Here is a 14,271-nt window from a genome sequence, read left to right as displayed (position 1 = left end):
ATTTGTTATTTTTTTAATACAGGAATAATATTAGCTGCTTGTGGTAGAACTGTGATAATGTTAGCAGGGTGTTTGGAGAGACTCATCTCGATTGCTTTTTGAAGTGTTGCGGCACTTTCTAGTTTTGCTTCTTCCAATTCATTTTTACTGATTTTGTCAGTCACTATAATAACGCGTCCTTTTTTTAATGCTCTAGCATAGTTGAAAGCTTTGTTATTTCCAACATTGAATCCTTCTTTTGCGTAACGGTCAATAATACTTTGGATAGTTGGGCATTCAACCATCCATTGATGAAATGTCTTTTCTCCAAAGCCATCCCGACATTCAGCAACAATGATGAAAGTACAGTTTTCGTTACCAAGTAATTCAGCAACAGAAAGTGCCTTTTGTGATTGATATAAATCAATATCACGTGGAAATCCGCCAGGACTTGCGATAATGATATCGCCTCGTTCTTCAATAGAAATTTCACTTACTTCTTTGCACATGGCAACACCAGCAGCATGTGCCTCTGCTAGATCACCCGCTACAAAATTGAAAAATTGTTTATGTGGATCTTGTACAGCATTTACAATAAAACGAACATTTGCTTTGCGGGCTGCGTTTAAAGCAATTTCATGAAATGGATTTCCATAAATAAATCCCATAGCAGGTTCGTACTGGTAAACCGGGAAAGAATGATGAATATGCAAGGTTTTCAAACCGGCAACACCTGGCAAAATACTTTTGCGACCACCACTGTAGCCGGCTGTATGAATAGGAGCCACAAGACCGGTTGTGATTAACAAGCTACATTCCGTGATTAAACGATTTACATAAACCGGAACACCTTCACTTGTGTTACCGATACAAACCATTGCATCATCATCTTTACAATTGTGTGCAACGGATTTTAACCGATGGTAATATTCTTCTCCCATAATACGAATTGCTTCTTCAGGAGTAGGGGCACGATGACTTCCTGTTGCAAAAAGAATGGTAATATTTTCATCGGGAATTCCGGCGTGCTCTAATCGTTTCATGATAGCAGAAAGAATTAGCGGATTAGGACCGGGACGCGTATGATCGTTCATAACAATTACGACCGTATCATTGGGTTTGGCCAAATTCTCCAAGGTAGGTGTGCCATATGGATGTTCCATGGCGTATTCTAATAACTCTTCTAAAGATTTTGTGACGGGATGAATAGGAGGATCGATCATTTGAATTTTTATAGAATCGTCGATCTCGGCAGTCTGATATCCGTCACCGTAAGGTAGACGTAACATTTGCATAAATGGATTCCTTTTTTACACATTGTGAATGGTTACATGCCGGAATCGCACAGACTGCCGGGTCTGTACTGGAAACAGAAAGTTTCTTGTCCTTTATTATGAGGGAAGAATCGAGAAAAGTAAACGGGCAGAAATACCGAAATAACACGTGAAAAATTGTAAAAAATAAATAAATTGGTACGACCAAAAATACTAAATAGTAAAATAGGTAATACCAATTTATTAAAAAGAATTATTGCTTTGAGTCGATTTCGTTGATTAGGAGAGAGATACTGTCATAGGTGTCACGTAAATGCATGGAAACATACCGTTCGATTCGTGAAGGATTGTTTTCGCTTACTGCTCTTAAAATTGCAAGATGATCGCGATGGCGTTTGGCTGGTGGCATGGTAACAAACTCATTGTTATCAAGGTATTCGCGCCAGATGGTACAGATACGTCGGTGAAAATCGGTGATATATTGGTTGGACTGAATTTGAACCAACATATGTTCCAGAACAATACTTGGGTGTCCGAATGGTTTGCCTCCTTTTTGAGACGCATCTATCATGCTTTGATATGCTTCATTTTCAATGTCATAGAGTTGTTGAAGTTGTTCTTCTGTAATTATCATAGCAGTTTGTTTGATTGCATATGTTTCCAGAAGAATTCGTGTTTCCAGAAGCTTTTGTATATCCTGAAGATTGAGCTTATCTTCAACGCTTTTGAGAGATGAAATGTCGGCTGGAATTTCTGGGAGATTAATATAAATACCACTGCTGCGTTTTATTTTTAAATAATCATTAGCGGCCAGTATTTGAAGGGCTTCACGGACACAACTGCGACTCACTCCTAACAAAGCGGCAAGTTCTCGCTCTGGTGGAAGTTTATCTCCGGTGGTTAGATTCCTTTCTTTTACAAGTTTTAAAATGTTTTGAACTGTCTGTTCATAAATCAAGACTTTTTGACCGGTAGCTGACATTGGGATTCCTCTTTCCTGTTATTCGTTATAAGATCAGTATAACATATGGAAAATGCATTTGCAAAGAAAACTGGATTATAAGAAATAAAAACATGAAGAGAAACAGAAAAGAATTTTGGTATGATCAATTTTAAAAAAATGGTATTGACAAGTGAAACGGAATGAGGTATCTTGAAAATACAATGTGGTCAGACCAATAGTGGGGCGTTGCCGGACGTTATCCACAAAAACAAATTGCAAATATGTTTTGTTTCTTATCAAAAAAGGGGATTACATTATGAGCGAAAATAAAAAATCATTTTGGCAAACGTGTATGTTCGGATATATTCCGGCAGGGTATTTTGCAATCATGTTGGTACTGGTGATCGTAGGGCAGTTCTTTAATGTGAATGCGCCTGGATTTTTGGGGGGATTTACATTGTGTTCCATTTTGGGACTGTTACTGGTCAAGATCGGTGATAATACACCTTTTGTAAAGACTTATCTTGGTGGTGGCGGATTTGTTGCAATTTTTGGAGCAGCGATCATTGCTTATCTGGGAATTCTTCCAGAGGGTACGACCAAGATGCTTACTTCATTTGTAAAGGATATGGATTATATCGGCTGGGTTGTGGCTGGATTGATCTGCGGAAGTATTCTTACAATGGATCGAAAATTATTGATCAAAGCAGGTATCCGTTATTTTCTCCCTGTTATTGGTGGTATTGTTGCAGCATTTACGTTAACAGGAATTGCAGGAGCAATTTCTGGCTATGGATGGCGTCAGGCAATTTTGTTTGTATCTTTGCCGATCATGGGTGGTGGCACCAGTGCAGGCGCTGTACCTACATCTGAAACATATGGAAACCTTATGAGCCAGGGAAGTGAGTATTATCTGTCACTTTTAATGCCTGCAGTTGTTATTGGTAATGCATTGGCAGTTATTGCAGCTGGTGTATTGAATAGTGTAGGTAAAAAATTCCCGAGCACGACGGGAAACGGTGTGTTAATGAAAGGCTTTACACTACAGGAAAGAAATTTTGATAATGATCCGATCACCATTGAAGCACTCGGACGAGGATTTGTGATCACTGGATGCTATTTCTTGATTGGAAGGCTACTGGCAAAGGCAGTGCCTGGTATTCATTATTATGCATGGACGATTATTGCATGTGCAGTATGCAAGATTTTCGATATTATACCGGAAGATCTGCAGGCAGATTTAAGTCAGTGGTATAAATTCATGATGAAGGTAGGTGCAGGACCAGCAGTATATTTTGCAATCGGTTATGTATATACGGATCTTGGTGTTGTAATTGCCAACATGAGTGCGATTTATCTTATTTTGACATTACTTACAGTAATTGGAGCAATTGTAGGATCTTGGTTTGTTGGAAAACTTCTTGGATTTTATCCGATTGAATCTGCAATCACAGCAGGTCTCTGCATGGCAAATATGGGCGGTAGCGGAGATATTGCAACATTAGGTGCAGCGAATAGAATGGAACTCATGCCATTTGCACAGATATCATCTCGTATTGGTGGTGCGATCATTATTTTGTTGGCAAGTATTTTGCCATTGATCATTGGTGCAGGATTGTAAAAGGTGAGAGGAGGTATTGATAAATGACGGACAACAAGACAAAAGAGCAGTTTATAGAAATTATGGAAAAATTTATGGCTATGAGCTGTAAAAGGCTTCCGGATGATGTATACGAAAAATTAAAAGCATTGAGGGAAACGGAAGACGATCCGATTCAGAAAGTTTTATATGATGCGTATTTTACTAATTTGAAAAAGGCAGAGGAACTGGACAGACCGTGCTGCCAAGATACCGGATTGCTTCATTTCTATATTACTGTTGGCAGTGAGTTTAAACATATGGATATGGTGGAAGATGCTTTGCGTGAAGCAACACATCGTGCAACTTATAGTGTACCGTTACGTCAGAATACAGTAAATTATTTTGAGGAGAGAAATACAGAAGATAATACAGGAGAAAGAATGCCTTGGATCCATTGGGATATTGAACCTGGTGGTGATGAAATGGAGATTATCTGCTACTTTGCAGGAGGGGGGTGCTGTCTTCCTGGACGCAGTCAGGTATTCAAACCATCGGATGGTTATGCTGCAATTGTAAAATATGTGTTTGATACGGTATCGGATCTTGGCATTAATGCGTGTCCGCCATTGATTGTAGGAGTAGGACTGGGGCATAATATGGAAAATGCAGCCATGCTTTCGAAAAAAGCATATCTTCGGCCGTTAGGAACACATCATCCGCATCCAAAGGGAGCAAAACTGGAAGAGGATCTTTTAGAAGGATTAAATAAACTGGGGATTGGCGCACAAGGGCTTCGAGGAAAGCATGCAGCAATGGAAGTCCATATTGAATCCAGTGCGCGGCATACGGCAACAATTGCAGTTGGTGTAAATGTGGCATGTTATGCACATCGCCGCAGTGTGATTCGTTTTAAAAATGATATGTCCTATGAAATTTTAAGCCACAAGGGGGTGACCTTATGAAGAAAATCCTGACAACACCAGTTACAGCAGAAGACATTAAAGATCTTAGAATTGGAGATATCATTTATCTGACAGGCTGTCTGGTAACTGGAAGAGATGATGTGCATCACCGGGTAGTACATGAACATATGAAATGTCCGGTTGACTTTAAAAATATTGCAATCTTTCATGCAGGTCCCATTATTAAGGAAAGTCCGGAACATAATGAAATGATCTCGATAGGTCCAACATCTTCTATCCGTATGGAGGCAGACGCTGCAGAATTTATAAAAGAGACCGGCGTAAGAATCATGGTTGGTAAAGGCGGAATGGGTGAAAAAACAGCAAAGGCATGTAAGGAATTAAACGCGATCCACTGTGTGTTCCCTGGTGGATGTGCAGTTCTTGCAGCTACCATGGTTGAAGAGATTGAAGATGTATATTGGAGAGAACTCGGAATGCCGGAGTGCCTTTGGGTTATGAAGGTCAAAGAGTTTGGGCCGCTGATTGTTTCTATCGATACAGAAGGAAATAACCTGTTTCTCGATAATAAGGCTTATTATGCATCTCAAAAGGAAGCATGTGAAAAGCCGATCATAGAAAGTGTCAAAGATTATCAGAAAATAGAAGTGCAGTAGACTGTTCAGAAGAGGTTCCGTATGAAAATTATAAAAAATGCTGTGGCTGGAACCATGGAATCCAGCGATGCAATGGTTTTTGTTGAACCCAGTAAGAATGGGCGTGAGATTGAACTCCAGTCAGTGGTAAAAGCAGAATATGGAGATCAAATGGAGCATGTGATAAAAAAGATGCTCGATGATCTGGGGGTTGAGGATATTTATATAAAAGTGGTAGATCATGGAGCATTAGACTGTGTACTTAGTGCGCGGGTTGAAACGGCAGTATTACGCAGTGGGGAGGTGGAAGCATGAGACGGACAATGTTGTTTTTGCCAGGAAATTCCCCGAATATGGTATTAAACGGAGCAGTACTGGGGGCGGACAGTATTATTTTTGACTTGGAAGATGCAGTTTCGCCAGAACAAAAAGATGCAGCGCGGATCTTGGTACGCAACGTCCTGAAAAATGGAAATTTTGAAGGATGTGAAGTGATCGTGCGTATCAATGCATTAGACACTCCTTATTGGGAAAAAGATGTTGAGACGATCGTGCCATTGAAACCAGATATGATCATGCCGACAAAAGTGAGCGGTGCAGATTATATAAAAACACTGTCAGCTAAAATGGCAGAGGTGGAGGGAAAAAATGGATTGCCCATTGGTGGGATCCGGTTAATCCCATTGCTGGAAACGACATTGGGAATTGAAAATGCATACCAGATTGCTACAGCCGATCCGCGCATGGAGGCATTATATCTTGGAGCAGAAGATCTTACGGCAGATCTTCGCTGCAAACGAACAAAAAAAGGAGATGAAATTTTTTATAGTCGATCCAGGCTTGTTTGTGCGGCACGCGCAGCTGGAATTGAAGCATACGATACTCCGTTTACGGCAGTAGATGATCTGGAAGGTCTTGAGGCTGACGCAATGTTTGCAAAAAGTCTTGGTTTCACTGGGAAAGCAGTAATTTCTCCACGCCATGTAGAAATAGTAAATCGCGTTTTTAGTCCATCAGAACTGGAAATCCGCCATGCACAGGATGTTTTTGAAGCGTTGGAAGAGGCAAAGCGTCAAGGTAAAGGAGCAGTTTCATTAAATGGAAAAATGATTGATGCACCGATTGTGGCACGTGCAAGACTGGTGCTGGAAGCTGCGGAAGCAATTTATGGAAGTGGCTTTAGTGAAGGCGGAGGAAGATAAGATGAAGGGAAAAATGATAGAAACACTGGAAGAAGCGATTCGTGCATCTGGCTTGAAAGATGGAATGACTTTTTCCTGTCATCATCATTTACGCAATGGCGATAAAGTAATGAATCTGGTTTGTCAGACCCTTGAAAATATGGGATTCCATGATCTGACATTAAATGCAACTTCGGTTCATAACGCACATGCACCAATCGTAAAACAGATAGAACATGGAGTGATCACGCAGATCATTTCGCCTTATATAGGTGGAGATGTTGGTCGCGCTGTTTCTGAAGGAAAATTAGAAAAACCAGCAGTATTTTGTACGCATGGAGCACGACCGAGTGATCTGGAGCAGGGAAAGACACATATTGATGTGGCATTTATTGCAGCACCCAGTGCAGACTGTATGGGGAATTTTACCGGAAAGTATGGACCTGCTGCTTGTGGTTCTATGGGGTATATTTTTTGTGATGCCCAATATGCAGATAAAGTAATCGTGATCACGGATAATTTAGTTGATTATCCGTTGGCAGATTTTTCCGTATCAGAAGTATATGTGGATTATGTGGTAAAAATTGACTGCATTGGTGATCCATCTGGAATTGTATCTAGCACAACTAGCATAACCAGAGATCCGGTTGCTTTGCGGATTGCCGATTATGCTTCACAGGCAATTTTTGCATCTGGACTTTTAAAGAATGGTTTTGGATTTCAGACTGGAGCTGGTGGAGCTTCTCTTGCAACGGCCGCTTATTTGCGGGAAATCATGAAAAGAGAAAATATCCATGGCAGCTATTGCACTGGCGGCATTACGAGGTATATGGTAGAAATGCAGCATGAAGGATTGTTTGAAAATCTGATGGATGTGCAATGTTTTGATCTGCAGGCAGTGGAAGACTTAAGAACAAATCCTCATCATAGGGAAATTACCTGTTCTCATTATGCAAGTCCTACAGCAAAGAGCAGCACGGTAGATAGCTTGGATGTGGCGATTCTTGGTGCGACGGAAGTAGATACTTCGTTTAATGTGAATGTACACACAGATTCCAAAGGTGTTATTATGGGAGGAAGCGGTGGACATAGTGATGCAGCGCAGGGAGCTAAAATGGCAATGGTCGTGGCACCTTTGATCCGGGCGCGTCTCCCGCTGATCAGGGAAAGGGTACAATGCATTTCAACACCAGGTGATACCATAGATGTATTAGTGACACAGTATGGAATTGCTGTGAATCCGAACAGAAAAGACTTGCTTGAGCGTTTTACGAGTGCCCGCCTTCCGGTTTTTGATATTAGAGCACTGAAAGAAAAAGCAGAAGGAATGTCTGGTAAACCAGCTCCTGTGAGAAAACATGAAAAGAAAGTAGCAGATGTTTATTATCGCGATGGAACGAAGATTGATGAAATCGCAGCAGTTGACGCGTTTTCCGGTTTGTATTAGAATAAAACTAGCTGTAATGCATCAGAAACCAGAACAGCAGAGAAGTCGGCAAAAGCCCGTCATCAGGCGTGTATGCGAGAATCGGAATGACGGATTCTGACAGAAATATAACAGCTGTTCCGGGAAAATGAATGTAATTGTAGAAAATTTAACAAACACAGGAGGACAAACTGGTGGATAAGAAGCAGCTTGCAATTGAAAAACACAAAGAATGGAAGGGAAAAATTGAGGTCATTTCCCGTGCGAAGGTTACAACTCCGGAGGAGCTGTCCATCGCCTACACCCCGGGCGTGGCAGAGCCGTGCCTGCTGATCGCAGAGGATGAGGACAAGGCTTACGATTATACCCGTAAAGGCAATCTGGTTGCTGTCATCACAGACGGAACCGCAGTGCTGGGCCTGGGCGATATCGGACCGTCCGCAGGTATGCCGGTTATGGAAGGAAAATGCGCACTTTTCAAGACCTTTGCAGATGTCGATGCATTTCCGCTGTGCGTGGATTCCAAGGATGTGGATACGATCGTCAATACCATTGCCCTGATCTCCAAGAGCTTTGGCGGCATCAACCTGGAGGATATTGCAGCTCCGCGTTGTTTTGAGATTGAGAAAAAGCTGAAAGAGCGCTGTGACATTCCGGTCTTCCACGATGACCAGCATGGTACTGCTATCGTAGTAGGTGCTGCACTTCTGAATGCAGTGAAAGTAACCGGCAAGAAGATGGGCGAGCTCCGTGTTGTCATCAATGGCGCTGGTGCTGCTGGTGTGGCAATTGGTAAGCAGCTGATTGCAATGGGCTTTGGAAATATTATCATGTGTGACATCCACGGTATTATCTGTGAGGGCGATGCAAACTTAAATTCTGGTCAGGAAGAAATCTCCCATATCAGCAACAAGAATAAAGAGCATGGAACACTTGCTGATGCCTTAAAAGGCGCTGATATCTTTGTTGGTGTGTCCAGACCGAACCTGGTGACCAGAGAAATGGTAGCTGCCATGAACCACGGTATTGTATTTGCCATGGCAAACCCGGTTCCGGAGATCATGCCGGATGAGGCAAAAGCAGGCGGTGCAGCCGTAGTTGGTACCGGACGTTCTGATTATCCGAACCAGATCAACAATGTGCTGGTATTCCCGGGACTCTTCAAGGGCGTTCTTGCAGTACGTGCGAAAGACATTACCGAGAAGATGAAGATCGCGGCAGCGCATGCGATTGCTTCCGTCATTCCGGAGGAGGAACTGAATGCAGAATATGTGATTCCGTCTTCCTTTGACAAGAGAGTTGCCCTGGCAGTAGCGAATGCAGTAGCAAAGGCTGCTGTGGAAGAGGGCATCAACCGGGTTCCGTATGAAGAGATAAAGTAATGGTTTGGAACTTCATTCGTACGAAATAGAAATCACGAAAAAATGAGAATCAAAAAGATCTCATAAGTGCTATATAAGATAAGAAGAAATTTCTTCTGCAAAGAATCTGTTAAAACCGTCACATTTTCAGGGTGTGACGGTTTTTTTGGTATAAATGTGGTTTTAAGTGGCAAGTTTGACAATTTTTATCAGTTGTTTTTGTGAAAATGTTCGATAAAAAAAAGACAGAAATGTTTGCAATGTGCAAGATTCACCATTTTTTGCCGAACCAACTATTCATAATGGACAAAACCAAAAAGTTTGGTTATAATATGTAGTACATGCAAAAATGCAGAAAGAGGTGAGCGTTGGTGCATTATAAGAAAAGCGTATTCCGTAGTCTTGCCATGGTAACACAGCTTGGCCTTAGCGTACTGACTCCAATCCTCCTGTGCATTTATACAGGTTATCTGGTGGATTCCCATTTTGGGACGAAGCTCATGGTACCAATGCTGATCCTTGGGGTGTTGGCTGGCGGACGCTGTGGCTGGATTATGGCGAAGAATACTCTTTTGCAGGAGCAAAAAGAGGACGAACGTCTAAGACGTGAGCAGCAGGCCGGACAGCAGCGCAGTGGAATCAGCAAACCGAAACAGCCAAGCCGTATTACGGGTGCAGGTGCAGGGTCAGACAGCAAAGGAGGCAGATCACAATGAGATGGCTGAGTAAGTCAACAAAGCGGCTGCTTGCGGAGATGTCGGCCGGGATTATTTTTTACAATCTGGTCCTGATCGTTCTTTCGTTTCTGCTTCTTCCCAAGGTTTCCTATCCGGTTATTCCGGTAGTCCTGGGACTGATTGCAGGAGCAGCAGGAGCGATCTGCATGCTGATCCATATGGCGGTGACGACCGAGCGGGTACTCGACAGCGGAAGTGAGAACTATGCGAACAAATATACCGTTGCGCAGAGCATGCTGCGCAAGCTTGTGTTTGTGGCAGCACTTCTGATCTGCTGGAAAGTGCTTAAGATCGATCTTCTGGCAGCGGTCATCGGCGCTATGGGCATGAAAGCAGGTGCATACCTGCAGCCACTGATTCACAGAATTTCCGGTGGAAAAGATCCTGAGCCTTCTGTCCAGGCGGAAAGCACGGAGCAAGACCGTCCGGGGATATCATGAGAGAAAGGAGGAACCGTGAATGGGAATGCTGATTTCCAATGAGCCTGACTTTATGATACACGGGGTATTAAAATACCAGTTGTTCGGTCAGGATTTTTGGATCACAACAACGACCATAGGCATGTGGATCATCACCGCGCTGATTTTGATTCTTGCGGTACTGGCAAACCGGACCTTGAAAAAGGCAACGGACCAGCCCGGAACGTTTCAGAATGTGCTGGAGATGGCGTACGAGGCACTGCAGGGCATGACTGCAGGAATTCTGGGAGGCAATGCAAGACGTTTCATCAACTACATTGGAACGATCTTTGTATTTATCCTCTTCTGTAACTTAAGCGGTCTGCTGGGACTGCGTGCTCCGACTGCAGATTATGGCGTTACTTTCCTGCTTGGTATGTTTACGTTCTTTATTGTAAACTACCAGGGCATCAAGAACAGGGGCGTAAGACATTTTACCAGCCTGTTTGAGCCAACACCGATCTTATTCCCGATCAACTTAATCGGTGAGATCGCGAACCCGATTTCCATTTCCCTGCGTCTGTTCGCAAACCTGCTGTCAGGCGTGATCATTATGGGATTATGGTATGGCATGATGCCGATCTTTACCAATATCGGTATTCCGGCGGCACTTCATGTTTACTGTGATGTATTCTCCGGTGCGATCCAGACATACGTATTCTGTATGCTGACCATGGTATACATCAACGACAAAATGGAATAAGCCAAGCCATGCTCAGATGGATGGACTTGTGCAGGCGCGGAATGCTTGCATTCCAAAGCCGGAACGAGGACATTCAGATGAATAGGGCGCAGCCCGACACCGAGATGAAGCGAAGCGGAATCGAGGTGGCATGGATTGACACAATTAATTTATTTTAGGAGGACTTAACTATGAATGGTATCTCAGGACAGGACTTTATCTTTGGTTGTTCCGCAATCGGCGCTGGTCTGGCAATGATCGCCGGTATCGGACCTGGTGTAGGACAGGGTATCGCAGCTGGTCACGGTGCTGCAGCAGTAGGCCGTAACCCGGGTGCAAAATCCGATATCACTTCCACCATGCTTCTTGGTCAGGCAGTAGCAGAGACCACCGGTCTGTACGGTCTGGTTGTTGCTATCATCCTGATGTTCGTTAAGCCGTTCGGCGCATAAGAACAGAAACGTTACGGAGAGCGTAGCGAACAGTAACGAACGAAAGGAGGCGTAAGACTTGGACAGATTGATCGGATTTGATCCGCAGCTTCTGCATGATGCAGTGCTGACCGGTATCAATATCTTCATTTTATTCTTTGCATTGTCCTATCTGCTTTTCAATCCGGTGCGCGATGTGCTGGAAAAAAGAAAACAGAAGATTGCCGGGGAACTGGCTTCTGCTGCGGAAGATAAAGCTTCTGCAGAGTCCATGAAGGCGGAGTACGAGGCAAAATTAAAAGACGTGAACAAAGAAGCTGAGAGCATTCTGGAGACTGCACGGCGTAAAGCCAAAGCCCGTGAGGAGGAAATGCTCGATGAAGCCAAGGCCGAAGCAGCCAGAATCATTGAGCGGGCAAACCGCGAGGTCGAGCTGGAGAAGAAGAAAGCCCTCGATGACATGAAGCAGGAGATCGTAGACATCGCTGCTTACATGGCAGAGAAGGTGGTTGGAAACTCCATCGATGTAAAGATTCAGGATGCTTTGATTGATGAGACTTTGAAGGAAATGGGTGAACATACATGGCAAAGCTAGTTTCAAAGGTGTACGGTGATGCATTGTTTGAGACAGCCATGGAAAAAGAGATCATGGACACGCTCTACGAAGAGACCAGTGCCCTGCTCCCCATTTTACAGGACAACCCGGAACTCTTTTCCGTTCTCGGAAATCCGCAGATCGTAAAAGAAGAAAAGGTTACCTTATTACATCAGGTCTTTTCCGGAAAGATTGCGGAGGAGCTGATGGGCTTCTTGAGCATCATTGTTGAGAAAGACAGACAGAACGAGATGATCTCGATTCTGGAATATTTCATCCAGAGGGTGAAAGAATTCAAAAAGATCGGAGCTGCTTATGTGACCAGCGCAGTTGCGCTTTCCGATGAGCAGAAGACCGCTTTGGAAAAAAGACTGCTTGATACAACCGGCTATGTGCAGTTTGAAATGCACTACGATGTAGATGCATCCCTTCTTGGAGGCATGGTCATCCGCATCGGTGACCGCGTGGTAGACAGCAGTATTAAGACAAGGCTTTACGGGCTGAAGAAGGAGTTATCCGCGCTTCAGCTGGCATAATAAGCCGGAAAGGAACAGACAATGAATTTGAGACCAGAAGAAATCAGTTCGGTAATCAAAGAACAGATTGCAAAGTATTCTACCAAACTGGAAGTCTCTGACGTCGGCACCGTAATCACGGTTGCGGACGGTATCGCTCGAGTTCATGGACTGGAGAAAGCCATGCAGGGTGAGCTTCTGGAATTCCCGGGAGAAGTATACGGCATGGTCCAGAACCTGGAGGAAGACAACGTAGGTGTCGTTCTCTTAGGTGACACCAGGAACATCAGTGAGGGAGATATCGTTAAGACAACCGGACGTGTGGTTGAGGTCCCGGTAGGCGACGCCATGACCGGACGAGTTGTCAACGCACTGGGTATGCCGATCGATGGCAAAGGCCCGATCGAGACTGACAAATTCCGCCGTGTTGAGCGTGTCGCTCACGGCGTAATCGAGAGAAAATCGGTAGACACCCCGTTACAGACCGGTATCAAGGCAATCGATGCCATGATCCCGATCGGCCGTGGACAGCGTGAGCTGATCATCGGTGACCGTCAGACCGGTAAGACCGCAATTGCGATCGATACCATCATCAACCAGAAAGGTCAGGGCGTTCACTGTATCTACGTGGCAATCGGCCAGAAGGCATCTACCGTTGCCAACATTGTAAGAACCTTAGAGGAGTTCGGCGCTATGGACTACACCACCATCGTAGTTTCCACAGCATCCGACTTAGCTCCATTACAGTACATCGCACCATATTCCGGATGTGCGATCGGTGAGGAGTGGATGGAAAACGGAGAGGACGTACTGGTTGTCTACGATGACTTAACCAAGCACGCTGCCGCTTACCGTACCCTGTCCCTTCTTCTGAAGAGACCGCCGGGACGTGAGGCTTATCCGGGCGACGTATTCTATCTGCACTCCAGACTGCTGGAGCGCGCATCCCGTCTTTCTGACGATTTAGGCGGCGGTTCCTTAACCGCACTGCCGATCATCGAGACCCAGGCGGGCGATGTATCCGCATACATTCCGACCAACGTTATTTCCATTACCGATGGTCAGATTTACCTTGAGACTGAGATGTTCAACTCCGGTTTCCGTCCGGCAATCAACGCTGGTCTGTCCGTATCCCGTGTAGGCGGCGCGGCACAGATCAAGGCAATCAAGAAGATTGCAGCGCCGATCCGTGTGGAACTGGCACAGTACCGTGAGCTGGCAAGCTTCGCGCAGTTCGGTTCCGAGCTGGATGCCGCAACCACCGAGCAGCTGGCACAGGGCGAGCGCATCCGTGAAGTCTTAAAACAGCCTCAGTACCAGCCAATGCCGGTTGAGTACCAGGTAATCATCATTTACGCAGCAACCAGAAAGCATCTTCTTGATATTCCGGTTGCAGATGTGCTGGCATTCGAGAAAGATTTATTTAAGTATATTGACAGCAAGTACCCGGAGATCCCGGCAGCAATCCGCGACACCAAGGTGCTGTCTGAGGAGACCGAGGCTCTGCTTGTAAAAGCGATCAAAGAGTGCAAAGAGCAGCGCTAGATAA

16 protein-coding genes are annotated in these 14,271 nt (G+C 44.5%); 14 read left to right on the top strand and 2 right to left on the bottom strand.

Translation table 11 applies throughout. The features are described 5' to 3' along the window. Positions 1–5: 5 nt before the first annotated feature. Both larA and DXB18_RS09055 read right to left on the bottom strand, forming a co-directional pair. On the bottom strand, positions 6–1,274 hold the full coding sequence (larA, locus tag DXB18_RS09060; RefSeq protein WP_118707337.1) for a nickel-dependent lactate racemase: 1,269 nt from the start codon (positions 1,272–1,274) through the stop codon (positions 6–8). Between the two features lie 232 nt (positions 1,275–1,506). After that, a complete protein-coding gene (locus tag DXB18_RS09055; RefSeq protein WP_118707335.1) occupies positions 1,507–2,235 on the bottom strand; it encodes a GntR family transcriptional regulator in 729 nt (242 codons plus the stop codon). Between the two features lie 277 nt (positions 2,236–2,512). Between DXB18_RS09055 and DXB18_RS09050 the strand changes: the two genes are divergently transcribed. The 14 genes from DXB18_RS09050 (at position 2,513) to atpA (ending at position 14,267) form a co-directional block, all read left to right on the top strand. Then, a complete protein-coding gene (locus DXB18_RS09050; RefSeq protein ID WP_118707333.1) occupies positions 2,513–3,817 on the top strand; it encodes a 2-hydroxycarboxylate transporter family protein in 1,305 nt (434 codons plus the stop codon). A 23-nt stretch (positions 3,818–3,840) separates the two neighbouring features. Next, positions 3,841–4,740 (top strand): L(+)-tartrate dehydratase subunit alpha, encoded by a 900-nt coding sequence (gene ttdA, locus DXB18_RS09045; RefSeq protein WP_118707331.1) that lies wholly within the window; start codon positions 3,841–3,843, stop codon positions 4,738–4,740. Continuing rightward, positions 4,737–5,357, top strand: a complete 621-nt coding sequence (gene ttdB, locus DXB18_RS09040) for a L(+)-tartrate dehydratase subunit beta (RefSeq protein WP_118707329.1) — start codon at positions 4,737–4,739, stop codon at positions 5,355–5,357. The genes ttdA and ttdB overlap by 4 nt, the downstream gene beginning before the upstream one ends. A 21-nt stretch (positions 5,358–5,378) precedes the next feature. After that, on the top strand, positions 5,379–5,651 hold the full coding sequence (citD, locus tag DXB18_RS09035; RefSeq protein ID WP_118707327.1) for a citrate lyase acyl carrier protein: 273 nt from the start codon (positions 5,379–5,381) through the stop codon (positions 5,649–5,651). Continuing rightward, positions 5,648–6,538, top strand: a complete 891-nt coding sequence (locus DXB18_RS09030) for an aldolase/citrate lyase family protein (protein WP_118707325.1) — start codon at positions 5,648–5,650, stop codon at positions 6,536–6,538. Before citD ends, DXB18_RS09030 begins: the two co-directional genes overlap by 4 nt. Then, positions 6,504–7,964, top strand: coding sequence for a citrate lyase subunit alpha (gene citF, locus DXB18_RS09025; protein ID WP_243103300.1), 1,461 nt, complete (start codon positions 6,504–6,506; stop codon positions 7,962–7,964). The genes DXB18_RS09030 and citF overlap by 35 nt, the downstream gene beginning before the upstream one ends. 173 nt (positions 7,965–8,137) lie before the next feature. Beyond that, complete coding sequence (locus DXB18_RS09020) at positions 8,138–9,325, top strand: NADP-dependent malic enzyme (protein WP_118707323.1); 1,188 nt, start codon at positions 8,138–8,140, stop codon at positions 9,323–9,325. A 350-nt stretch (positions 9,326–9,675) separates the two neighbouring features. Next, on the top strand, positions 9,676–10,020 hold the full coding sequence (locus DXB18_RS09015) for an AtpZ/AtpI family protein (protein ID WP_118707427.1): 345 nt from the start codon (positions 9,676–9,678) through the stop codon (positions 10,018–10,020). Further along, entirely contained in the window at positions 10,017–10,481 is a 465-nt protein-coding gene (locus DXB18_RS09010) for a hypothetical protein (protein ID WP_118544254.1), read from the top strand. Before DXB18_RS09015 ends, DXB18_RS09010 begins: the two co-directional genes overlap by 4 nt. Before the next feature lie 19 nt (positions 10,482–10,500). Further along, the gene (gene atpB / locus DXB18_RS09005; RefSeq protein WP_118544255.1) at positions 10,501–11,202 is read left to right on the top strand and encodes a F0F1 ATP synthase subunit A; all 702 of its coding nucleotides are present in this window, start codon (positions 10,501–10,503) and stop codon (positions 11,200–11,202) included. A gap of 170 nt (positions 11,203–11,372) precedes the next feature. Further along, positions 11,373–11,633, top strand: a complete 261-nt coding sequence (gene atpE, locus DXB18_RS09000; protein WP_118544256.1) for an ATP synthase F0 subunit C — start codon at positions 11,373–11,375, stop codon at positions 11,631–11,633. 58 nt (positions 11,634–11,691) lie between these two features. Next, positions 11,692–12,207, top strand: a complete 516-nt coding sequence (gene atpF, locus DXB18_RS08995) for a F0F1 ATP synthase subunit B (protein ID WP_118544257.1) — start codon at positions 11,692–11,694, stop codon at positions 12,205–12,207. After that, on the top strand, positions 12,195–12,743 hold the full coding sequence (gene atpH / locus DXB18_RS08990; RefSeq protein WP_118544258.1) for an ATP synthase F1 subunit delta: 549 nt from the start codon (positions 12,195–12,197) through the stop codon (positions 12,741–12,743). The genes atpF and atpH overlap by 13 nt, the downstream gene beginning before the upstream one ends. A 21-nt stretch (positions 12,744–12,764) precedes the next feature. Continuing rightward, entirely contained in the window at positions 12,765–14,267 is a 1,503-nt protein-coding gene (atpA, locus tag DXB18_RS08985; RefSeq protein WP_118544259.1) for a F0F1 ATP synthase subunit alpha, read from the top strand. Positions 14,268–14,271: the final 4 nt, after the last annotated feature.

Source organism: Clostridium sp. OM02-18AC, from assembly GCF_003481825.1.
GTDB lineage: Bacteria > Bacillota > Clostridia > Lachnospirales > Lachnospiraceae > Brotaphodocola.
The sequence above is the reverse complement of the archived record's forward strand: the minus strand, read 5'-3'. Positions and strand labels throughout refer to the sequence as shown.